This window comes from Chromobacterium haemolyticum DSM 19808, assembly GCF_000711885.1.
GTDB classification, from domain to species: domain Bacteria; phylum Pseudomonadota; class Gammaproteobacteria; order Burkholderiales; family Chromobacteriaceae; genus Chromobacterium; species Chromobacterium haemolyticum.
The window spans coordinates 14856-37358 of sequence record NZ_KL543996.1 but is presented as its reverse complement, the minus strand read 5'-3'; the positions used below and the strand labels follow the sequence as shown (position 1 = coordinate 37358).

Below are 22503 nucleotides of genomic sequence, written 5' to 3'. Positions count from 1 at the left end.
GATAAGGGGAAGCGCGCCGCAACGCCAGCGCGCGGCGGAGGGAAATCAGGGCTCGGGCAAGGGTGCCGGCTTCCGCCCGCCCAACCAGGCCTCGAACTCATAATCCTTGCCGGAGGCGTGATGCTCCAGAAAATAGACGAAGGCCAGCACCTCGGCTACCGCGCGGTAGAGTTCCGGCGGGATGTTCTTATCCAGGTCCACCTGCATCAGCAAGGACACCAGCTCCGGGGAATCATGGACGAACACGCCGGCTTCCCGGGCGCGGTCGATGATGCGCTCGGCCAGCTCGCCGTAGCCCTTGGCGACAACCTTGGGAGAGCGGTGGCCCTCCTGGTAAGACAAAGCCACCGCCGAGCGGCGCTTGTCCTCACTCGGCGGCCGCGCCATCGTCCTTCACCACCAAGCTAGCCAAGGCCAGGCCGGCCGAGGCCAAGCCCGCCTCCAGCCGGCTGGCGTTTTGAGTGATCAGCTGTCCCGCCTGCTCGTCTTCGGCGGCAAAAGACACCTGCACCGTCTGGCCCACCAGACGGATGCGCGCCGCCATGCCGCCCAAGGCCGGCAGGTTCAAGGATAGATTGGTGGACCAGGCCTGCATCTCCTGCTGGCCATTACCCTCCCGGTCGGCCTCGGCCTTTTCCTGCTCAATCACCATTTGCATCGGCTGGCCGGGCCAAGCCATGCCTTGAAACTGCAGCTGCTGGTTTTCCAAGCCATTGAGCTGTCTTTGCACCAGATTGCCCAGTTCCTGAGCCTGCGGCCGCGCGCTAGCCGCGGCGTGCTCGGCGCTTGCCAGCGTCTGGCTCATTTTGGCTTGCGGTTCCTGCTTGATTTCGGCCAGACTGGTGCGGCCGTCGGCGAAGTCCTTCAGATGAGACTCATAAAACAAGCCGCTCTTGGCCACACCCTGCTGCAAATCCTCCGCCACCTTGGGCGGCGGCTGCTGTGCCGCATTGACCAGCACCGGCTTGCCGGCGTCGCTGGTCTGGGTGGACAACAGATGCGTCAGATAGCGGGAAGCCGGGCTCAAGGCCACTTGCACCGAGCTGCTCTTGCTTTGCTCCGCGCTTTCCTTGCTGCCATCCTGCAATAAGAAGGTCAGCGCCGGCTGCAACGACGCAACCTTCAGCTGCAGGGTATCCCCGCTGACCGTCGCTCCCTGAGGCAGATTCAGAGTAAACAGCGCATTCTTGATCAATACCGCCAGCTGGTTATTGTCCAGCCGATCCGCTACGCGCGCGGTCACCTGCTCGCCCAACAACAGCGTCGGCAAGCGGCTGGGCAGCGTCGCGGTTTCCAGCAACAGCTTGGCTCCCTCGCCCAACAACTGCGAGGAGTTGATCTGCTGCGCCGGCAAGACGCCGGTATTGATTGACGGAATCATGAGGTGGGACTATTTCGGTACAGGGAAACGATCAACTCGGCCTCGCTGCGGGAAATGCCGCAGCGGGAGGCCACTTCGGAAGCCGTCAGGCCCTGGCGAATCATCTCGATAGCCTGGTTGTAAGGACTGAGCCCGACATCCCCGTGCGCCTGCTGTTCCATGCGGGACAATAGGCGCGACATATCCCGCTGCATAGCGCTGATCTGCTGTTGCTGCTGGTCGAGATACATGGTGGTCAAGCTGTCGCGTTTGGTTTCCAGGCGCAGCACGCGCCAGTAAACATAGGCCACCGCCATGGCCAGCATCAGCCAGAGCACAACCATCAGGTATGGGAAGAAGGTGCCGGACATCTTGGTTCCCCATGGAAGAGTTTCCGCCGTGACTTAATTTTATGGCGAAACCTCCAACAACCCAAGGCCAACCCGCCATCAAATCATCCCCGCCGTCCCGGCTGGGCGATCCCGGCGGCTTGCGGTCAACGATAGTGTTTGAGCACCCGAGAATTCTGATTGATCAGCACCAGTTCCGAGCGAAGCGCCTCTGACCATTGCGCCAGATCGGCCTGGATGGCCTCGCGCCGCCGCACCAGTTCGCGCAGCCTGTCGCGCTGAGTGCCCTCCAGGCCGGACAGCGCCTCCTGGGTGAGCGAAGTCAGCAGCCGGGACATCAGCTTTTCCTGCTGCGCCTGCAAGGCGCTGAAACGCTCATAGTCCTTGGCGGACACCGCAGCGGACACCTGGGGCGTCAAGGCCTCCAGTTCCTCCACCAGTTGAACCAAGGCAGTCGCGCGCGTCGTCACCTTCATGCGCCCGCCGCCGCGCTGGCCGCGGGCTGGCTGCGATCCACCTGCTGCCAGGCGGGAAGAATGGTTTCCAACAACCCACGTACCTCAGCCAGGATTTCCAGATCGTTCTTAAGGCTAGCCCGCCCCAAACGCGTCTTCATATAGAGGTAGAGCTCGTTCAGATTGACGGCTGCCTCGCTGCCTGCCTCGACATCCAAAGCGATGCGCAGGCCTTCGATGATGTCCATTGCCTTCGAAATCATGCGTGCCTTTTCGTCAAAGCGCTGAGCTTCGATCGCAATACTAGCGGACATGATCGCCTTGATCGCGCCTTCGTACAGCATGACCACGATCCCGATCGGGCTGGCGCCGTATACCGCGGCCTTCAAGGCGTCGTTTTCATAAGCCTTGTTGAATTGCTTCAACATTCTGGAGTTCAGCATAGTGTTACCACCGGCAATGCCAAGTCGGCGGGCGGTTCAGCCCTATCCGACCTCAGCGTAAAGTCATGACGAGAGACCAAATTCATACTTGAGACATCAAACCGCTAAGATTATTGGTGGCGGCGGTCATTTTAGATAATGTCGAGTTCAGTGCGGTGTATTGCTGGATATATTGTTTCTGCCGCGCAGCCAGCCGGGCAGTCAACGCGTCTTGTGAAGCTTTCTCGGTACTAATGCGCGTATTGATAGAAGTCTTGCTGCTTTCCACGACTCCGGTGGGACCTAGCAGGCTATTGATTTCTCTATTCAACAACTGCGCAATCCCGGTAGTGCTGGTATTTCCGAATAGATTTTTGACCGCGGTCGGATCTTTTTTCAGAGCATCATTGAACTTGGTCTGATCCAGCTTGAGAGTACCGTCCTTTTGAATGGCAATCCCAACCTGGGACAGGTATGCATAGGAGTTCACCGGATCGACTCCGGGGATAGACTTGGTCAACACATCCTGTAGTTTTTGCTGAATCGACAAAACCGAAGCATTGCCCTTCATGCTGCCGCCACGCGCGTCTTTGATCGAGCTCAGCACTTGATTATACGCGTCGACAAAACTTTGTAGATTCTTACCGATCCCCGCGGTGTCCTGATTCAGCGTCACCGTAGTGGAAACGCCTGCCCCGCCTTTGTACAGATCCAGGTCAACCCCTGGAATCGCATTGCTGACTTTATTACTACCGGAAGACACCTGAACGCCGTTCACGGTCAAGTCAGCATTGCCTGCGTCCTTGGACTCATTAGCGGCTGTCGAACTTTGCGTCAAACCCGCCAGCGTCGAACCGCTGGTTGAACCCGAATCGGTACCCCCAGCGCTAATGGTGAATTTATTGTCGGTGCCGGACGCGGTCGACGCCACCACCAGCTTATAGTTATCGCCGTTTTTAACCACAGAGGCGTTAACCCCCATGCCCTCGGCGTTGATCTTGTCTGAAATGGACTGCAAGGTGACTTTATCGCCCGGATTATCCTTGAGCTTGACCGTCTGTTCCTTGCCATTGATGGTGAACTTCAGTTCACTGGGCGCGCCGGTGATTTCCGTTTTCGCATCTTTGATATCGGCGCCGTTGAACTGGTCAAACACCAATTGCCGAGAGGTCGCCAGTTTGGCTACGTTGACGACATAAGTGCCATTCACGCCACCGGAGGTGGTGCTGACTCCCGCTACCGAGGTGTCGCTGGAGGACACCTTGAACGCTTGCAAGAACGATCCCGACGACAAGCTGGTGATTGCGCTTTGCAGCGCAGACAGTGCGGAACCGATCTTGCCAAGATCGCTCAGCTGGGTGTTATAGCCCTCCAGTTTCTTCTGACTGGCGACCAATGGCCGGGAATCGATCGCCATCAGTTGGCTTACGATGGTTTGGACGTCGAGCGAGCCGACCGATGTTGTTATCCCTGCCATGTTCATCACCCTTTATGTGTATTCGTTGAGCCGCTCCCGGAACTCAAGCCTTGTCCTTCAGCAACATGCCCTTGAAGTCGCCGATCGCCTTGGCAATCCGGATTGCATCCTCGGAAGGTATCTGCCGGATTACCTTCTGAGTTTCCTTGTCCACGACTTTCACCACCTGAAGATCAGTGTCCTTGTCCACCGAAAACTCCAGTTGGTTATTGTACAGCGAGGCCACACTATTCAACTGCTTCAACGACGACTGCAGCTGCTCGGTAACCGATGGTTTTTCCTTGGCCGCGGTGTTCTGCGCTTGCTGCTGCTGCGCCTGCCCAGCGGCGGCGACAGCCTGAGCATTATCCGGCAAGGCGGAAGCAGCCTTATCGGCCCCTTGCCCACTCTGCGCCAGTTCCACCGTTTGCTGCCGCGGCGCAGAAGCGCCCGCGTTGGCAATCGGCAGTGATTGTAAAGAAGGTATTTGCATGGCAACTCTCCTGACGCGCGCAGCTCCGGTTGCCCAACCAACCGGAGCCGCCGCTGGCTCATACCATCATTCTAGACTTATTGCAGCAGGGTCAGTGCCGACTGCGGCAGCGAGTTGGCGTTCTTCAGAATCGAAGTGCCAGCCTGTTGCAAAATCTGGTTCTTGGTCAGGTTAGCAGTTTCCGCCGCGAAGTCCACATCCACAATGCGGCTGTTGGCCGCTGTCAGGTTTTCCACGTAGTTCTGCAAGTTGGCCACTACCGCGTCGAAACGGTTCTGTACCGCACCAAAGGTCGACCGGATGTTCGAGATCGAAGCAATATCGGCATCCAGCGACGACAGCGCGCCGGATGCTGCACCTTGAGTGGTCACACTCACAGTGCCGGTGTTGGTCAAGCTCGAGTTGTAGCTATTCAAAACGCCGGCGGAAGTCAGGTCAGTCGACGAAATGGAAACTTGGTTGTTGGTCGCGCCGGACGAGCCCACCTGGAAGGTCAGTACCGAGCCACCGGACAACAGGCTAGTGCCGTTGAACTGAGTGGTTTGCACGATACGCGAGATTTCCTGGGTCAGCTGGTCCACTTCGCTTTGCAGCTGCGAACGGTTGGTGTTGCTCACAGAGCCGTTAGCGGCCTGCACCGCGATTTCGCGGATACGCTGTAGGTTGTTGGCAATCTGGCCCAACGCGCCTTCAGCAGTCTGGCCGACAGAGATGCCGTCGTTGGCGTTCTTGATCGACTGGTTGTTACCACGGATGGCGGCAGTCAGGGTCTGGGAAATAGCCAAGCCAGCGGCGTCATCCTTGGCGCTGTTAACGCGCAGACCGGAAGACAAGCGCTGCAAAGAGACCTGCAACGCGTTGTTCGAGTTGCCAAGGTTGCGCTGCGCATTCAGCGAAGCAATGTTGGTGTTGACGGTAATAGCCATGTTAGTTCTCCTGAGATACAGTTGGGCAAAGCGACTTGCTTACTCACCATATCGTCAACGCTGCAATAAACTTTACAGCCAGAACGTGAATTTTACCGACACCTCTGCATCGCCCCCCGCCTAGGACCCAGCTCCTCGGTGAACGAGCCCTAGCCCAAATCAGCCAGAGCCCGTTTATCCAAAGCTTACTGCAGCAGGGTCAGAGCCGATTGCGGCAGCGAGTTGGCGTTTTTCAGAATTGAAGTGCCAGCCTGTTGCAGAATCTGGTTCTTGGTCAGGTTGGCGGTTTCCGCCGCAAAATCCACATCGATGATACGGCTGTTAGCCGCAGTCAGATTTTCAGTGTAGTTCTGCAGATTGTTGACTACCGCGTCAAAACGGTTCTGTACCGCGCCAAAAGTCGAGCGGATATTCGATATCTGCGCAATATCCGTATCTAGTGCCGACAAAGCAGCGGAAGCAGCGCCCTGAGTTGTTACATTAATAGTACCTGTATTGCTCAAGCTGGAACTATAGGTGTTCAGCGTGCCGGCAGAGGTCAAGTCAGTGGAGGAGATCGACACCTGGTTTGTTGCCGCGCCGGAAGAACCAACCTGGAAAGTCAGCACCGAACCACCGGACAACAGGCTAGTGCCGTTGAACTGAGTGGTTTGCACGATACGCGAGATTTCCTGAGTCAGTTGGTCCACTTCGCTTTGCAGCTGCGAACGGTTGGTGTTGCTGACTGAGCCGTTGGATGCCTGTACCGCAATTTCACGGATACGCTGCATATTGTTGGCCAGTTGGCCCAAGGCACCTTCAGCCGTCTGACCAACCGAGATGCCGTCGTTGGCGTTCTTGATCGCCTGGTTGTTACCGCGAATGGCGGAAGTCAGGGTCTGGGAGATGGCCAGACCAGCGGCATCGTCTTTAGCGCTGTTGACGCGCAAGCCGGAAGAAAGCCTTTGCAAGGATACCTGCAAAGAGTTGCTGGAATGATTGAGGTTGCGCTGCGCATTCAGCGACGCGATGTTGGTGTTTACTGTAATAGCCATGTTATTCCCCTTGAAATCGATCTGCGGCAGCGGGATTCCGTGAGTTGCGCAGCGTACTAAGTAGATCGTCTAAAGGTTAATAAACTTGACCAAAATGGTATTTTTACCAAACAAAGCCGTTCAACAAACGCGCCATCCATTGCAACGCCATTTCGGGCATGACCCCTCCCCCTCAGTCCGGCGACCAAAATCAAAAGCCCCGCAGATTAAGCTGCGGGGCTGTTCTATGACCTCCTAAATCAGCGCTCAACCATGGAGCACTTGGAACCAATCTTCATGATAGTCCTCCAGCCAGTAATGCTGATCCACCCAGGCCCGCAACTGCGCCCCCTCACGCTCCATCGCCGCCAAATCGTGTACCCGGCCACGGATGGCCTCCACCCAAGCGGCAACCTCATTGGGAACCCGGCAAACCGGCGCCCCATTGGTCTGGTAAGGATAAATATCCGTGCACACCACAGGCCAGCCAAGAGCCCCGTACTCAAGTAAACGCAGATTGCTCTTTGCCTCATTGAAAGCATTCAACTCCAATGGGGCCACGGCCAGATCCAGATTCAGCCTGGCAATGGCCTCCGGATACTGATCGAATGGCACCGAATGATGCACTTCGGCGACAAAAGGACGAAACTGAGGCAGGCACATGCCCATAAACACCCAGTCAACTTCGGCTGCGGTTTTCTTGATCACCTCCAACAGCAGTTCAAGATCACCGCGGTGCTGCGAGGCGCCCACCCAGCCAACCCGTGGCTTGGGGCTTGTGCCCCGCTGCGACCGCAGCTTGCCCCATGTGCTTTTGCGCAAACGATTGGGAATCACCACGATCTCATCAATCATGCCTTTGGCGAATTCAGCCAACGGCTCCGTGGACACAACCAGCGCATCGCTCAACTTCAGCGCCTTGCGCAAACGCTGCTTGGCATCCGGATACAAACGCTTCCAATGATCGTACAAATTACTTTTCACCGGCGTGCCGCCAATCAAGTCGTCAATACCGAAAACCACCCTCATGTCCGGAATGAACTCCCGGTAGGCCGCCAGCGCGTCATAGATGCCGTCATTAATGCCGGTATGCAGCAACAAGGTATCAGGCGCATGCCGCGCCATTTCGATGATCGATAAAACGCCCTGCGTAGGTTGATGGATCTCTCCATCCAAGCGGCCTTTCTCTTGGAGCACCGACAGCGGCATGCTCAATCGGTACTCACCGCTCCCCCCAGGAACCGGCATTCCCAACACACGCTTTCTTCCTGGGAGATCCGGATCCCACGACACGCTGCGCTGCCACTCCACCTCCATCCGGCGTCCACGCAGCGACAAATGGCGGTTGAAAGCTGGATCCCTACGCAACACCGGCATCCATGTCCGCAGCACCGACTCCATTTCATTGTACTCTCTGACGGCGGCCTCCAACGCAATACGCGGATCAGAAGTATTGCGCCCAATGCTTTTTGCATGGTGATGATAGAGCACAACGAAAGGGTTGTAGATATTTCTGAAACCTGCCGCTTGGATCTTCAGACAAAAATCGACATCGTTGAAGCAGACTTTGAAACGTTCTTCATCCAAACCACCCACGGCCTGATAAATCTGTTTATTCACCAGCAAACATGCCCCAGTGACCGCAGAATAATTCTGCATAGTCAAAATTCGGTTCATATAGCCAGGGTCAGAAATATCGTTTGGCTCAAACACATGGTCCGCAACTGATCTCATCCCGCCAGGCAAACCTAAAACAATGCCGGCATGCTGAATTTGCCCAACCTCTGGATACAGCAAGCGAGCGCCAACAGCGCCCACTCCCTCTTGCAGAGCAGAGGCAAGCAGCCGTTCCAGCCAAGAGCCCAAAATAACTTCGGTGTCATTATTAAGTAACAATATGTAATCACCGGCGGCATGTGCCACACCCAAATTACATTGGGCGGAAAAATTAAAGGGCGCATTATATTCAACAATTTTGACCCGCCCAGGATATTTTTCAGCCAACAACTGATAATACTCAGCCGTTTCAGGCTGTTCCGACCGATTATCAACAATCAGTAGTTCAAAGTTTTGATATACCGTTTTTTCAAACAAACTTTCAACGCATGGCTCCAAAAACTCCAGTTTGTCACGAGTGGGAATCACCACCGACACCAAGGGAGACTCTTGCAAGCGAATATTAAAGTGATGCGTGCCGTGGACATACCCATCATCCACATCAACGAGTAGATCTAGCCTGCGAGCGTGATTTTCCAAGGCGACTTTACGAGAGGCAATCGCTACCGGGCTATTATTAGCTTTGGTGTAAGGGAACGAGACCAACATATCGTCAATATGGCCTATGCTGCGAGCTCCTTTTTGCTCAAACACTCTCAATAAGGCATCATATTGATAGGCGGAGGGATAGGCCTCAAACCCATTAATGGCAACCAAAGCCGAATGAGAAAACGCTACTGCGGATCCAATATAATCCATTGACCGTAAATACTCGGGCGAAAAATCAGGCCGGAAATTGGGCAAAAAGTACTCGCCAATTGGTGAAACCACATCACTATCAGTATAAATTGCCGACCATTCCGGGTGAGAAAAAGCAGCATCACCCATGCGAACCAAAGCATTAGGCGCCAGCCGGAAACCAGCCGGAAGCACCATCATCCAGTCCGCAAACACCTCCGCTACTATATCATTTAACGTCTTTGCAAGGGTTTCGGCATCATCCAGATCTTTTAAACGAATCCAACCTAGCTGAGGGCTAGACTCAAATACGGGATCAGGCATATCCCAGTCGGCGACAACCAATAAACGCCAATGGGGATACAACTGCTTTTCCATTGCCGCTAAGGATTCCACCAGTCTCTTCTTATCACGCTCGGGAGACAATACGATCAAATTAAATACCGGTCGCCGATCCCAGACCATCATCATACGCTCGGCCAGAAGCTCAGCATGTACCTCACGAAGCTGATGCCTATCTTTCCATCGCTTGTAATACAGGCTTTCACTCGTATCTTCTACACAAGATGCCTCCAAGATCGGCTTGCCCAAGACCTTGGGTAGCTTAATTTGTAGCTCACTTGGCAAAAACCGATTCCAGACCTCGATAAACTTCGGCAACAAAACCTCTAGTGTCCGTTCGGACAATACATGTTGCCTTGCATTAGAAGCCAAGCTTTTACGTAACGCTTCATCTTCAATCAGCGTCACAATCGCGTCGTACCAGGCCTCCGTGCTGTTTTTCACTACCAAGGCAAGCTTGCTGTCTTTTAATTCTTGGTAAGGAGGAGAGTCAGAAACAATGCAAGCCCCTCCCGTAACCGAATAGTCCAGCCACTTAATATCCGATTTGCAATTATTAAAATCCTCATCTTCCAGTGGCGCAAGACAAATATCTAACTTCAGGCTAGCCAAGGTCTTGAAATAATCATGGTACATCACACCACCCGGGCCTTGACGTACACCTTTTAAACCGACCATGCCACGAGGTACATTGCCCCAAAACACAAACTTCACTGAATCGGCGTACTCATGATAAACCCGCAGCAATGCCGGGGCGATCATATCAACATCGCGGCTATGCGTACTGGTACCGGCAAAGCCAATAACGACCTGAGGCTCTCTCGGCACAACCTCCAATATGCGGTGCTGGCTAATCGCATTTGGAACCACCACCACGTTTGGATTAAGCGGCCTTACTTTTTCCGCCAGGCTCTCTGTGCTTGTAGTCACCAGCTGGCAATAAGGCAACAACCATAGAATAAATTCATTCAGCTTGGCAAAGTCGTCAAACATCGGATTACTGCGAGGCATACCCCACAACCAATCATCGATGTCGAATATAATTGGCTTCCCAGCATCCACAATGGCAAGTATCAGTGCCTTGTAGCTTTCATCGACAAATCCGCGCTGAACCAGAAAAATATCCATGGCTCGCACAAAGTCATCATCATTTTCAAACGCATAATCCCCAAGCAAGCGATGGGACTCGATATTTTTGTAAAAAAAAGTATCGACGACCCCTGCCAATAAGGATAAGGGATCCCCCAATCTTAGCTTAAAGCAAGCATGATCGAAGTGATCTCGAGACAAAACGCCTACTCTAGGATTACGTTTTTGCATAATGGCGAGCTTAACTTTGTTAAAATGACTAATTCAATCATTGATCCGAGTCATTACCAATGGGGAGCCGGACCATGCCCAAGATCATGCCTTTTCAAGCAACAAATAAAATTGCAAAGCGCACATCTCTTCCATCTCATCCAATGAGACATTTTTGATAATCATACGATCAGTCTCAATATTGCATGGCAGCGAGTCACGAGCCTTTTCAAAAAGTGGCAACAAACGGCCATCCATTGCTCGCAATTTTTGTACAACCTTATATCCGGTCTCTCGGCAAAACCTCAAAATTTCTTTTTCTGTAAAAAACCGGATATGAGTAATATCCAATAAACCTTCTCGGGCATAAGTCCAGTTCCCCTTCACCTGGTCATCTATTAATACCAGATTACGCACATTGGGAATGCTGATCAAAACCTGGGCGTGCGCCGACAAATAGTCCCTCAAGGAAGTCATCACTTTCCAAGGGTTGTACATATGTTCAAGCACATCGGCCAAAATCACCCCATCCAGGCTGCCTTTAGCCATCCCCTCAGCCTCGAGGTCAAAATCCTCAAACATGCCCACCAAGACTTTATCCAATCTCTGACTTGCCAAGTTCGCTGCCGCTTTATTGGTTTCGATGCCCCACACCTGACACAGGGGAAAACGCTCTTTGACCAGAGCGCCATTGCCTCCACCTGCACAACCGATATCCAGCAGCAATTTGGGACGATTCCTAAACATATTGACCAGGTCCCGTCGCCCAGTGGTATGGTAACCAGCCGTGACGTCCATGGACTCCACATCCAGATATTGTTGCCATACATAGACATCAGGACGGTCTGTAAATTTTTTAGACAACTGCTCAATTAATTCAGCGACTCGGTTGGCCGCCTTATCATCATTGCCGAAGTTAAAAAATCCTTTTCGAGTTGCCGCCACAGCGGCCACCTCGCTCCGGAAGCCCTCATCGCGGCACAATGCTCCTAAAACCTGTCCCAGCTCCGAAGGTTCCAGCACAATAACCCCATCGCTCGCTCCGTAGCCACCACCGGCAATGCAGCCAAAATCGCTCGTCAGATTAATCGCAGGCACATCAACTAACAGCGCTTCAATCGCCATATTAGAGTCATAGGATACGACGGTGTCGCCACATGCCGCCCAATGCCGAGCATCATCCACCGCATACCTGACAAGATCCTCAACCCCCAGCGCTTTGGCAATCGCCTGAAAACCATCCCTCATCTGCTCAATAGGGATATCTGGCGTCGGCCGATCTTTATAAATCAAACGAACCTGGCTAAGCCCCTGCTGACTCAAAGCCTGGATCGACTGGCAAGCCTGCAGCATTTGCTCGATATAATCACGGTTATCCAGCGCGCTAAGCTGTGCATTCCATGTCGATCCCCAGACAAGCCAAAATCCATCCAACGGCAGGTCATAAGCATCAGCCAGTCGCTGTCGAATCGCATGCCGGCTCATTTTCATCGCGGGAAGAATATCCCAGCAAGGATTACCCACCACATGGATCTGCTGCGGAGCAATGCCCTGATCAATGAAGTACTCCGCACTTCGCTGACTAGATACCGCGATAAAGTCGGAGGAGTTGACTTCACCAATATAATTACGACCGATACCCGTTCCATGCGCCAATTGCAGCACGGGAATTTCACGGTGCCGAGACCATAAGGCCAGCACCTTGCCATCACGCAAGGCATCTTCGTTGATCAGTGTTATTTCGATATCATGCTCTTCTGCCAAGGCCTCCAAAGTACTAAAAAGGCCATGTGCAATTGGCAGCTCTTCACGAATCTCGCTGGCAAGCAAATTCATCACCGCAACCGAATGTCCAGTCGATTCATCGGCGCTATCAACAGACTCTGCTTGCAAGGCCTTGAGTAACGGGGACACCAAAGCATCGCGGCTGCTTGCACCTCCGATAACAAACGGCCTCAGCTCACAACCGGAGGCTTCCACCACCTTCCTGACCGCCTCGGTAGCAAAGTACTCAGGAACAAGCACCGTTCGCTTTTTACCTTGCAGATAATGCTGCAAAACAGCCAGGTTCTTTTCCCACAACGCATATATAAGAGCAACCGTTTTCATTCTTGGGCTCCATTCCCTGCCGAAACCAACTCAGTCACCAAGCGGCGCTGTAAGCGATATTCAAGAGCACTCGCAAGATCTACCTCATTCACTTGGCACAAGTGCTGCGTCTTGACGTCTTGATGCCAGGAGCGAACAAAACCCTGCAAATCGCGATCAATGGTTTCCGCATCGCTCCATCGCTGCAAGATCGCGCCATTACGCGGAGCCAGATCTGTCCAGTCCACCGCATTCGTCCTTCCAAGGAAGCTGGAAAGCAGGAAATAAGCTACGGTTCGATTCCGAGCCCTATCCAAATGCAAATCGAACGCGGTTCTCCACTCATCAGGAGCCATACCAAGCCAAGGAGCCAAATCATCCAACCGTACTTGTTCTCCCACCAAGTAATTGTTCAATTGCCCATCTTGTTCAAGCCACTGTTGATTGGCTGCCACATCCACGCTGTTTTCCAACACCACCATGAAACGACCGGTTGTAATCCCGCTTAAGCAGCCAAACCACTCCCGCTCCAAAAACACGGACATTTCAAGCAAGTGCGAATCTGCCGCCAACCAAGACAACTGACGGCGCCACCAATTCGTTTGCTGTAATGGCATGGGAAAGGCGGGATGATGATACTCTCCGCTGAATAAGCTGCCATACGGCACTGTTCCCAAAACTTTCAAGCCAATTTCATTCGCCGCCAGACATAAACGTTCGGCAGAAAGGTGCATGTTGAACGCACTAGCCCCCTGCGCCATCAGTTCATCGACAGTCACGTCGGCTTGACGCGCAAAGCTCAGATGATCTAGTGAGTAGATATCGAAGATCAACCGTCCCCCGGGGCGCACCACACGCTTCCATTCATGCAAGACTTTCTCAACATGAGGAAAGTGAGTCATGACATTCAAGGAGATCAAACTGTCAAAACATTGATCAGGAAAAGGCAAGGCCTGCACATCTCCTTGCACCAGTTCGATGGGGGCGCCGCCGGCTAGCCTTCTACACTCATCCAACATGGCTTGCGAGCTATCAGTGCCAGACAAATTGAAACCTTTGGCAATCAGAGGCAGCGAAGCACGCCCCGTGCCGATGCCTACATCCAACACATCGCTGCCCGCAAGAAAACGCTCACATAGCTCGGTCTCTATGATGTTTTTCAGTCGATTGGTGTCGGTGTTTTCATCCATGCGCCCCGAATACCACCTGACCATATCCCGGTCTTTCCAGGCCTCTGTCTTCCAATGAATCAAGTCTTGTTCAGAGTTTTTCATTTAATAGCCCTCGTAAGGCTCAAATCACGCATCGTTTTCTAGCCAGAACAAAGGCTTCCGCCGCCGTAAAGCCCGCAGTTGCCCCACGCCAAGCGGCAAGGTGTTTCGCTCCCTCAATAGAGCGGGGGTGCGGAAAGGCTCTCATTTCACCCGCATACGCCTCCAAGGCCCGCACCTTCTGTTCTAGCGTACCAGAGATATCCACAAACCAGTTTGGTGTAAAGGGGCAGTTCGACCACTCGGTCGATGAAGGCACTTCAAAACACAGCAAGGATTCGACACTACTTCCTCCAATAGGTCGGCAGGCCGTCATCACTGCCTGGTAGGTGCGACGATGGTCGATATTGAGATCATCAGCAAAGTGGGTATACACAATGCTTGGTCGATACCTGGCGAGCAGTACTTCCACTACCTTGACCAAGTCCAGCAAATCAATGCTGTCCAAGCGGTTGTCTGGGAAATCAAATAAGGACAGCGAGGCTGCGCCCAAAATGGTCTGCGCATCGCGTGCCGCCTGATGCAAACGCGCACGCTCGGCTTCATCGACCTCTCCTCGACTGGCCAGCCCTTGAGCAAGAATAGCCACATGAACCTGATCGCCTTTTAAACGATGCGCAGCAATCGTCCCTCCGCAGCCAAGCACCTCGTCATCTGGGTGTGCCGCCACAACCAACACCGCCTTGCTCATGGTTTCCTCGCCACGAAATTCCAAGTTGCCAAGGTATCCGCAACCGGGATTTCACGTATAATTTTTTTTTCTTCCAATGCGAGCCAATCCCAGCCGGCAAACAGAGTCTTCAAGTGCTCACGATCGCTGAAATGCACTTTGCCCACTCCGGCAAAAGGACCGTCCTCATAGCCCTGTCTTGTCCAGACATCCTCGGCCGGAAGCCCTGAACCATAGCCTGCATGGGAAGTTGAAAACCAGTCAACGCCAAGATAAATGCCCCCAGGCTTCAGGATGCTGGCCAACTTTTGAACCGCCCGTAAAATAGAATCCGTACTATTGTGGGTCATGGCGGCACGATCTACGATCAGATCAAACTCACCTTTAAATGGAAGGTGATGGATAAAGTCACCATGTACCAGCTGCGGCGCTAGATGAGGAAAGCGCTCACATAGCCGCCTCACAGCAGCAGCGCTCCCCTCAATGGCAAAGTACTCTGCCTCCTCAGCCAAAAAAAAGGGGATATTAGCACCCACTCCACAACCCAACTCCAACACTCTAGGCCTTGATGGCCAATAACGAGCATACCTTTTGTATAGACTGATTAGATCTGACCATGGCCAAATGCTGTGATGCCCTCCACTTTGAAACGCCAGTTCCCACTCATTTGAAAAGCTCACAGGGCCCTCTCTGTTTGAAAAATTGAAACAATGGTTCAGAACTGTTCATCCAAATATCGACCACAGCCAAGCCTGGCACGAACTCCCCATGCAATTGCGGATAGGGTTGCGGCTTAAAATCCTGATACGACACTTTAATAGCATGCTTTGTAAAATCGGCCTCTTTAAGATACGCGCGCCCCAACTTGCCAGACAAATACTCATCCGCAGAAAAATGCCGGCACAAATTCAAGACCAGGTCCGATTTCTTTCCCATCTCCGGCAATTGACTGGAGCGTATAACAGGCGTATCAATCCCGAACTCTTGCAGCCAAAACTGCAGCTGATGCCAACAAATCTCTGAGAAACTTGAAATCTTGGGGTAATAGAGCGACTCCAAGCGGGAAAACTTCGTCTGAAAGTCCGGGGCCTTGGCATAGCTGGCCGCAATCGACTTCAAATGTTTTTCACGCCACGATTGGCTCTCATCCACCTCCAGCACCGCCATAGTTGACAATAGATGATCTTTGGAGCGTACCGGCACAGTCAGCCAATGTACGCCATTGGCGCTTTTAATGCGATTGCGGTTGGTAAAGCTGTTTTTTTCAAACTGGACCGAATCCAAGTAAATAAACACATCCGCCCTGGCGATTTTTTCAAGATAACCTAACCATGGCAGATAAGCGGGTTGATGTGCGGACAGGCAAAAGCTCATAATGACCCAAGCACGCCCGCTTGCAGCAGCTTTTCCAGATAATAGCCTGCACGCACAACCATGGGATTACCTGACACCAAGGAGTAGGGAGGAATTTCCACACCATCAACCATGGTTCCAGCCGCAATCACACAATAGTCGCCAATCGTTGCCCCCCCCTTGACCAAACAGTGTGAGCCGATAAAAACATGGTGTCCGATACGAATTGACTTGCGCTCAATTTCCTCACTCAGGCCAAGACAACGCTGATGGGAGTCTGCGCAATTGATGGAAACAAATGAGGCAATATCGCAATGCGGGCCGATAAATACATCGCAACCTTTCGCATTGACTTCGGAGAAGGCTCCAATAAACGTTCCCTCCCCGATCACGGGCTCGCCGTTAACCCAGACCAGCGGATGAAAGCGGTTCTCCCGGAAAGACGTCAGCCTTGTAAACGCCTGCTGAAGATCCAGTTCCACTTCCGAAATCAGAGAATTCTTGCTCATGCTTGCCGCGCTTTCACCATATCACCCCATTCCAAACGCTGTCCTTGCTGCAAGGCAACACTCGCATTCAAACCAAGAACCCTATCCAAGCACTCTGGAGGCAGCCCGCCGCCGGGGCGCCTCAAGCCAATATTTTCCAGCGTCAGCGTTTCCCCCGGAGCAATACGCCTCAAAGCCACCACGCTACGCCTAGCCAACTCCCTCATCTCCCTCTCGGCCTCAGTGGGACGCACCCAAGGCGAGCCCAACATTTTGTCCGCGGCGTGAATATGGGCAACCCACTCCCCCAGGTCTGCCGGCTCTTCCGAGAACCAATGATCCGGTCCTGGGAAATCATGGGACAAGGTGAAGTGCTTTTCAAACACGCAAGCGCCGAGACCACGCGCCAGACTGCTGGCCAGCGGACCCTGAGTATGATCGGAGAATCCCAGTAACAGCCCATCAAACGCCTGCCGCAAGGTCATCAGTTTCCGAAGATGAACGTCTTCCGGCGGGGTGGGATATTGCGAAGTGCACAACAGCACTACCACCGGATGCCCATTGAACCAGCCCGCGGCCTCCAGCGCCTGATGCACCTCCGACAGATCACTCATGCCGCACGACATGATCAAGGGCACTCCCGCCTGGCGATAATGACGGATCAGCGGCAAGTTGCTGAAATCATCGGAGCCGATCTTGATCGCCGGCACCCCAACCTCCATTAGCAGATCGAGATCGCCTCGATTCTGCGGGGTCGATAAAAATAGAATGCCCAACTCATCACACTTGGCCTTCAGTCGAAACCAAGCCGCTCGCGGCAACTCATGGCGTTGGAACATCGCCAACATCGACTCGGTCACCTCGCGCCCCTGCGAGCGATAGGTGTATTGCTGCTCAGGGTCTCCGCAGAACTCCACGGCCTTGAATGTCTGAAACTTGACCGCATCGGCTCCCGCTTTCGCCGCGGTCTCAATCATCTGCAAAGCCAGATCTACATCACCATTATGATTGATGCCAACCTCTGCAATCGTGAAGGGTGCCTGCCCATCCCCGATCAAACGGCCGCCTATCCCAATCTGCCTCATCGCCGCCACAGCCTTTTCATTATCCATTCGGCCACTCTCGTCACACCCTTCCCATCAACCAATTCAAACGCCGCTTGCGACATCGCGGCTAGCTTCTGCGGTCCAAAGGCACCCAAAGCCTGGGCGTAATGGCTGGCTTGCACGCGCTCCGCGGCGCCCAGGCTCAACGCCGCCCCATGCCGCAGCAAGCAGCGCATGACTTCTGCTTGATTATCAGCCAGCTGCACCAAAATCGCCGGCAAACCCATTGCGCATCGTTCCCAGCTGGCGGATCCCGCGCTGCCCAGGCAGAGGTCCGCCTCGGCCATCAAGGCCGCCATGTATTCCACCTGGTGGTGATGCGCCCATCCTTGTTCCCGACAGGTTCTGGCAATCCCGGCTACATCAGGGTGGCTGGCTCCGGTGACGACATCAACCTGCCATGCCCGCTGGCACTGCGCGATCCCAGCAAGCGCCTTCGCCGTTTCATTTTTTTCATCGCTGGCGCTGAAAAAAACCAGAAGCCGCTTCAATTCACCCCTAGGGGCGCACCGCTCCCTCAATACGGCAAATTCGCAACGCAATAAGGCAAATTTCGGCCCCAGGAAAAATTCGCTATCCGCAGGCAACAGCTCGTCATAACGCGACGTTGTCGACGCACAATCGTTCTGGTCCAGCAGCGCATCGCATACATGCGGACGATTGGCCAAATCATCAATCACCAGCAGGATCCGGCCACTGCCGCGCAACCGGCTCTCCCACGCCTGATCCAAGCCATAGTGATCCACCACCACGCCATCAAACTGATGCAAATCGGCATAATCGGCGCATAGCTGCGCGTCCCGCGCCAATGTCAGGCCATCATCCAGCAATAATCGCCCACAGCCTGCTTCGCGCATCAGCCGTTCATACTCGGCTTCCAAAGCCGCGCAAGCCACGACGACTTCGTAACTAGCCTCCGTCAGATAGCGCGCCAAGGCCAAACAACGCATCAAGTGTCCGGCACCGACTGAACCGCCGGCATCCACCCTGAACAGGACTTTCTTACGCATCATGGTCCGATTGCGCCGCGGGCCAGACATAGCGCCAAGTCGAAATCATCCGCCGTGTCGATATCGATGGAACGCGAAAACGGCATCATATGCGCGCGCATCCCCGGACCATAAAACGCCTTGTGCTCAAGAAAAGCCGGCACATTGACCGCATAAGTGCTGCCATTGCCGGCAACCAGACTGCCAATCTCGGCGCTGGATTTATCACACAGTTCCGGCCACATCGGGCTAAGCTCGCCACCTTCCCCGCACCTCAATGCCTGGTACGGGTAATGAGTATATTGGGTGGCGGCAATTCCAAAGTCGCACACTCCGGGCTCAAGCAAGGCCATCACCTCGCGGATATCATTTGCGTTACGCAATGGGGCCGTCGCATATAACACGCACATCTGCTCGACATCCGTCCATGGAAGCGGCTTGCGCGTCAGGAGCTCAACGCACACATCAGCCACCGTTGCCTGGTCCTCCGCCAAAGACGGCGGGCGCAGATCCACTTCGGCGCCAAAATGGCGCGCAAGCTCGGCAATCTCCGCATCTTCGGTCGACACCACAACTGCATCGAAGATACCGGCCTCTACAGCAGCCTCTATCGTGTATGCCAGAATGGGTTTCCCAAGAAACGGCAGGATGTTCTTGCGCGGCAAGCGTTTGGAGCCGCCGCGCGCTGGAATGACGGCCAGCTTAGCCATTGGATAGATCACCCATCAGCAGCATGTGGCCGCTGTCCAGATCCCGCACCAACACGCAATCCAACAATGCTTCATATTCATTCGGCGCCATCCCAAACCCCGGCCTTCTGAACTCGACTTGAAGCTCGGACAATTTCTGTCCCGCTTTGCCAGCCTGCTTCAGATAGGCGCTGCGCCGAATACGCTGCCGCTTCAAGAGTTCTTCCGGATGCATGATTCTGCGGTTGCACCCCAAAGCCACTTCCACGTCGCGAATCGCCTGAACAAAACGGGACATCTCCTGCGGCTCCAGCGAGAAGACGTGCTCAACGCTACGAGTGGTCCTATCCATGGTGATGGTTTTTTCCAGCAGATTGGCGCCAAGCGCCAGCGCTGCCACATCCATATCCCAGCCCGGCGTATGATCGGAAAATGCGACCGGATACGGGAACATGCGTTTCAACGTCGGGATGATATTCAGATTGATACTTGCCAAACGCGCAGGGTAACCAGATGGGCACTGGTGAATAATGATATTTTCATTGCCCTCGCTGCGAATGACATCAACCGCGGCCTCAATTTCTCCTAAGGAAGCATTACCCGTGTCCAACTGCAAACACAGCCCAGTACGCGCGGCCTGTCGCAGCAGGGGAAAATGATTAACGTCTGCGGAAGCAATCTTGATCGAGTCGCAATGCAAAGACTCCAATAGCTGAATATCTTCCTCAAAAGAGACAGTTGAGAAGAAGGCCAGATTCAAGCTATCGCAGTAAGCCTTCAACTCGCGCCACTCGCTTTCCAGCAAGCAACGTCGCTTCAAAATTTCATATAGTGGTTCTTCAACCGTCTCCATTTTGCCGGAATCTTTATCAACCAGCACATCATAGCTGAACAGCTGCTTCTTATCCGCGCACAGCCGGTCCGGGTCGAAGATCTGAAACTTGATCGCATCCGCCCCGGCTTCCGCCGCCAACTTCACCAACTCTTTGGCGGATGCCAGGCTGGTATGAGTTGGTCCTGCCTCATAAGTAATAAAACATGGCTGACCATCACCCACAATACGCTGACCAAAGTGCACAGTCATAATGCTATCTCGCTTAGAATATTTCGAAATGAAGATACAATAAAATCAAAATCCTGATCTGACATTCCCGGATAAAGCGGCAAAGTCAAAGCTCCGTGATAATAGCGTTCGGCCTCAGGACAAAGGCCAGGAGAGAAGCCAAGCTGCCGGTAATACGGCTGCAAATAGACGGGTTGATAATGCACATTGACCTGGATGCCAATAGCCCTTAAGGCATCGAACACCGGCTTTCGCCAAGCGGGGTCATCCAGGCTCACCACTTGCAAATGCCAGGCCGGCTCAACGCCCATCAAAGACTCTGGTAGTCTCAACGGCAAATCAGCCAAGGCGAGTCGATATGCATCGACGCGTCGGCGGCGGATAGCCACGAACTCGTCCAGACGCTGCATTTGGCTTAGCCCCAAAGCCGCTTGCATATCAGTCATTCGATAGTTATACCCAAGGTCCAGTTGCTGGTAGCACCAGGGACCGTCGGACTCTCCCTGTAAAAATCGAGGATCTCGGGTAATGCCATGCGAGCGCAAACGCAACAAGGCTTGATAGAGCTGTTCATCATTGGTCAGCACCATCCCACCTTCACCACTAGTGATGATTTTTACCGGGTGAAAACTGAAAACCGTTACATCGGAATACTCGCATGCTCCAACTTTGCTCCCCTGATAACTACCACCGATAGCATGAGAAGCGTCTTCCAATAGATAAAACCCATACTGCTGCGACAGCTTTCTGAGCTCAGACATTTCACAAGACTGCCCGGCAAAATGGACAGGAACCAGCACTTTTGGCAAGGTCCCTGTTCGCTCAGCTTGTTCGAGTTTAGCCGACAGCGCCGCTACTGAAATATTGAATGTCTGGACATCGATATCCACAAAATCTACTTCAGCACCACAGTACAAGGCACAGTTAGCCGAGGCTACAAAAGTATTGGGCGACGTCCACAGATAATCCCCAGGACCCAATTTAAAGGCTAGACAAGCCAGGTGGAGCGCAGCCGTGGCATTGCTAACCGCAACTGCGTATTTCGCGCCGCAATACTTCGCTACGCTTTGCTCAAAATTAGCGATTACCGGTCCTTGAGTCAGCCAATCAGATATCAGCACAGATTGAACAGCTTCAATATCCGCTTGGCTTATCTCCTGGCGACCGTAAGGAATATTAATCATGTAACTGTCGATCCAAGTCTCGCAACTCGTCAACCGTCAAAAACCAGCTATTGTTGTCCGAGGTATATTTGAAGCCTTCTGCTACGGGGTGGCCATGCTCGGCCAAGCCATTGACGGAGTATTCATTCTGGACAATAAAACGTATCGAAGGGGTAATGACATAGTGGTCATCAAATTCGAAGGTATGCAAGCTATCATCCCGGGCGATCATCATCTCGTGCAACTTTTCCCCCGGACGAATGCCAATAATGCTTTGTTGCAACGCAGGTGCCATTGCCGTGGCTAGATCACCAATTCTGATGGAAGGAATTTTGGGCACAAAAAGCTCCCCGCCCTGCATCCGCTCAAAGTTGCTGAGCACAAAGTCCACTCCTTGCTGCAGGGTGATCCAGAAGCGGGTCATGCGCACATCGGTAATGGGCAGGCTGTCAGCCCCGCTGGCAATCAACTTTCGAAAGAACGGCACCACAGAACCCCGCGAGCCGACGACGTTGCCATAGCGCACAACCGCGAAACGGGTCTTGTGGCCGCCAACGATATTATTTGCCGCGACAAACAATTTATCCGACAACAGCTTGGTTGCCCCGTACAAATTGATCGGGCTAGCCGCTTTATCGGTAGACAGCGCAATGACCTTCTCGACCCCGCACTCTATAGCGGCATTGATTACGTTTTCCGCGCCATTTACATTGGTGCGAATACACTCGGTAGGGTTGTACTCAGCGGCAGGCACTTGTTTGAGAGCGGCGGCATGCACCACCAGATCAATGCCGCGCATGGCTTGCCGCAAGCGCTCGCCATCTCGTACGTCACCCAGAAAAAAGCGCATGCTGGGGTCGGAAAACTCTTGCTGCATCTCAAACTGTTTCAACTCATCGCGAGAAAACACCACTACTCTCGCTGGTTTGAAACGCTCCAATAGCGTAGTAATAAATTTACGGCCAAAGGATCCCGTACCGCCGGTAATTAAGATGGACTTGTTGTCAAACATCGCCAATATGCCTTGATTTCTTTGAAAAAGACGGATGTGCC

At 53.4% G+C, this 22503-nt stretch carries 22 protein-coding genes; all 22 read right to left on the bottom strand.

Annotation, left to right across the window (positions count from 1 at the left end):
• Positions 1-45: 45 nt before the first annotated feature.
• On the bottom strand, positions 46-387 hold the full coding sequence (locus tag BR71_RS21635; protein ID WP_019103813.1) for an EscU/YscU/HrcU family type III secretion system export apparatus switch protein: 342 nt from the start codon (positions 385-387) through the stop codon (positions 46-48).
• Complete coding sequence (fliK, locus tag BR71_RS21630; RefSeq protein ID WP_043642108.1) at positions 368-1381, bottom strand: flagellar hook-length control protein FliK; 1014 nt, start codon at positions 1379-1381, stop codon at positions 368-370. Before fliK ends, BR71_RS21635 begins: the two co-directional genes overlap by 20 nt.
• On the bottom strand, positions 1378-1731 hold the full coding sequence (locus tag BR71_RS21625; RefSeq protein ID WP_039756323.1) for a DUF2802 domain-containing protein: 354 nt from the start codon (positions 1729-1731) through the stop codon (positions 1378-1380). The genes fliK and BR71_RS21625 overlap by 4 nt, the downstream gene beginning before the upstream one ends.
• Positions 1732-1856: 125 nt before the next feature.
• Positions 1857-2186 carry a flagellar protein FliT gene (fliT, locus tag BR71_RS21620; protein ID WP_043642106.1) on the bottom strand — a complete coding sequence of 110 codons (330 nt, stop codon included), beginning with the start codon at positions 2184-2186 and terminating at the stop codon, positions 1857-1859.
• The gene (gene fliS / locus BR71_RS21615) at positions 2183-2593 is read right to left on the bottom strand and encodes a flagellar export chaperone FliS (protein WP_043642104.1); all 411 of its coding nucleotides are present in this window, start codon (positions 2591-2593) and stop codon (positions 2183-2185) included. Before fliS ends, fliT begins: the two co-directional genes overlap by 4 nt.
• A 97-nt stretch (positions 2594-2690) precedes the next feature.
• The gene (gene fliD / locus BR71_RS21610; RefSeq protein ID WP_043642294.1) at positions 2691-4064 is read right to left on the bottom strand and encodes a flagellar filament capping protein FliD; all 1374 of its coding nucleotides are present in this window, start codon (positions 4062-4064) and stop codon (positions 2691-2693) included.
• A gap of 43 nt (positions 4065-4107) precedes the next feature.
• Entirely contained in the window at positions 4108-4536 is a 429-nt protein-coding gene (locus BR71_RS21605; protein ID WP_043642102.1) for a flagellar protein FlaG, read from the bottom strand.
• Between the two features lie 77 nt (positions 4537-4613).
• Positions 4614-5462, bottom strand: coding sequence for a flagellin N-terminal helical domain-containing protein (locus BR71_RS21600; protein WP_043591108.1), 849 nt, complete (start codon positions 5460-5462; stop codon positions 4614-4616).
• 185 nt (positions 5463-5647) lie between these two features.
• The gene (locus BR71_RS21595) at positions 5648-6496 is read right to left on the bottom strand and encodes a flagellin N-terminal helical domain-containing protein (RefSeq protein WP_043642098.1); all 849 of its coding nucleotides are present in this window, start codon (positions 6494-6496) and stop codon (positions 5648-5650) included.
• 246 nt (positions 6497-6742) lie between these two features.
• The gene (locus BR71_RS21590; RefSeq protein WP_244269682.1) at positions 6743-10591 is read right to left on the bottom strand and encodes a glycosyltransferase; all 3849 of its coding nucleotides are present in this window, start codon (positions 10589-10591) and stop codon (positions 6743-6745) included.
• A gap of 84 nt (positions 10592-10675) precedes the next feature.
• Positions 10676-12679 carry a methyltransferase domain-containing protein gene (locus tag BR71_RS23215; protein ID WP_052371004.1) on the bottom strand — a complete coding sequence of 668 codons (2004 nt, stop codon included), beginning with the start codon at positions 12677-12679 and terminating at the stop codon, positions 10676-10678.
• Positions 12676-13932 (bottom strand): class I SAM-dependent methyltransferase, encoded by a 1257-nt coding sequence (locus BR71_RS23210; RefSeq protein WP_081554794.1) that lies wholly within the window; start codon positions 13930-13932, stop codon positions 12676-12678. Before BR71_RS23210 ends, BR71_RS23215 begins: the two co-directional genes overlap by 4 nt.
• A 19-nt stretch (positions 13933-13951) precedes the next feature.
• Positions 13952-14620 carry a PIG-L deacetylase family protein gene (locus BR71_RS21575; protein ID WP_043642096.1) on the bottom strand — a complete coding sequence of 223 codons (669 nt, stop codon included), beginning with the start codon at positions 14618-14620 and terminating at the stop codon, positions 13952-13954.
• Positions 14617-15279, bottom strand: a complete 663-nt coding sequence (locus tag BR71_RS23205) for a class I SAM-dependent methyltransferase (RefSeq protein WP_162179247.1) — start codon at positions 15277-15279, stop codon at positions 14617-14619. The genes BR71_RS21575 and BR71_RS23205 overlap by 4 nt, the downstream gene beginning before the upstream one ends.
• Positions 15263-15973, bottom strand: coding sequence for a WbqC family protein (locus BR71_RS21560; RefSeq protein WP_052370999.1), 711 nt, complete (start codon positions 15971-15973; stop codon positions 15263-15265). The genes BR71_RS23205 and BR71_RS21560 overlap by 17 nt, the downstream gene beginning before the upstream one ends.
• Positions 15970-16461, bottom strand: coding sequence for an acyltransferase (locus tag BR71_RS21555; RefSeq protein ID WP_043642094.1), 492 nt, complete (start codon positions 16459-16461; stop codon positions 15970-15972). Before BR71_RS21555 ends, BR71_RS21560 begins: the two co-directional genes overlap by 4 nt.
• A complete protein-coding gene (locus BR71_RS21550; protein ID WP_081554792.1) occupies positions 16458-17552 on the bottom strand; it encodes an N-acetylneuraminate synthase family protein in 1095 nt (364 codons plus the stop codon). The genes BR71_RS21555 and BR71_RS21550 overlap by 4 nt, the downstream gene beginning before the upstream one ends.
• Positions 17522-18559: a UDP-2,4-diacetamido-2,4,6-trideoxy-beta-L-altropyranose hydrolase gene (gene pseG, locus BR71_RS21545; RefSeq protein WP_052370996.1), complete on the bottom strand. Its 1038-nt coding sequence runs from the start codon at positions 18557-18559 to the stop codon at positions 17522-17524. Before pseG ends, BR71_RS21550 begins: the two co-directional genes overlap by 31 nt.
• Positions 18556-19245, bottom strand: coding sequence for an acylneuraminate cytidylyltransferase family protein (locus tag BR71_RS21540; protein ID WP_043642092.1), 690 nt, complete (start codon positions 19243-19245; stop codon positions 18556-18558). Before BR71_RS21540 ends, pseG begins: the two co-directional genes overlap by 4 nt.
• Positions 19238-20308, bottom strand: coding sequence for an N-acetylneuraminate synthase family protein (locus BR71_RS21535; RefSeq protein ID WP_043642089.1), 1071 nt, complete (start codon positions 20306-20308; stop codon positions 19238-19240). The genes BR71_RS21540 and BR71_RS21535 overlap by 8 nt, the downstream gene beginning before the upstream one ends.
• The gene (gene pseC / locus BR71_RS21530) at positions 20305-21471 is read right to left on the bottom strand and encodes a UDP-4-amino-4,6-dideoxy-N-acetyl-beta-L-altrosamine transaminase (RefSeq protein WP_043642087.1); all 1167 of its coding nucleotides are present in this window, start codon (positions 21469-21471) and stop codon (positions 20305-20307) included. The genes BR71_RS21535 and pseC overlap by 4 nt, the downstream gene beginning before the upstream one ends.
• Entirely contained in the window at positions 21464-22462 is a 999-nt protein-coding gene (gene pseB / locus BR71_RS21525) for a UDP-N-acetylglucosamine 4,6-dehydratase (inverting) (RefSeq protein WP_043642085.1), read from the bottom strand. The genes pseC and pseB overlap by 8 nt, the downstream gene beginning before the upstream one ends.
• Positions 22463-22503: the final 41 nt, after the last annotated feature.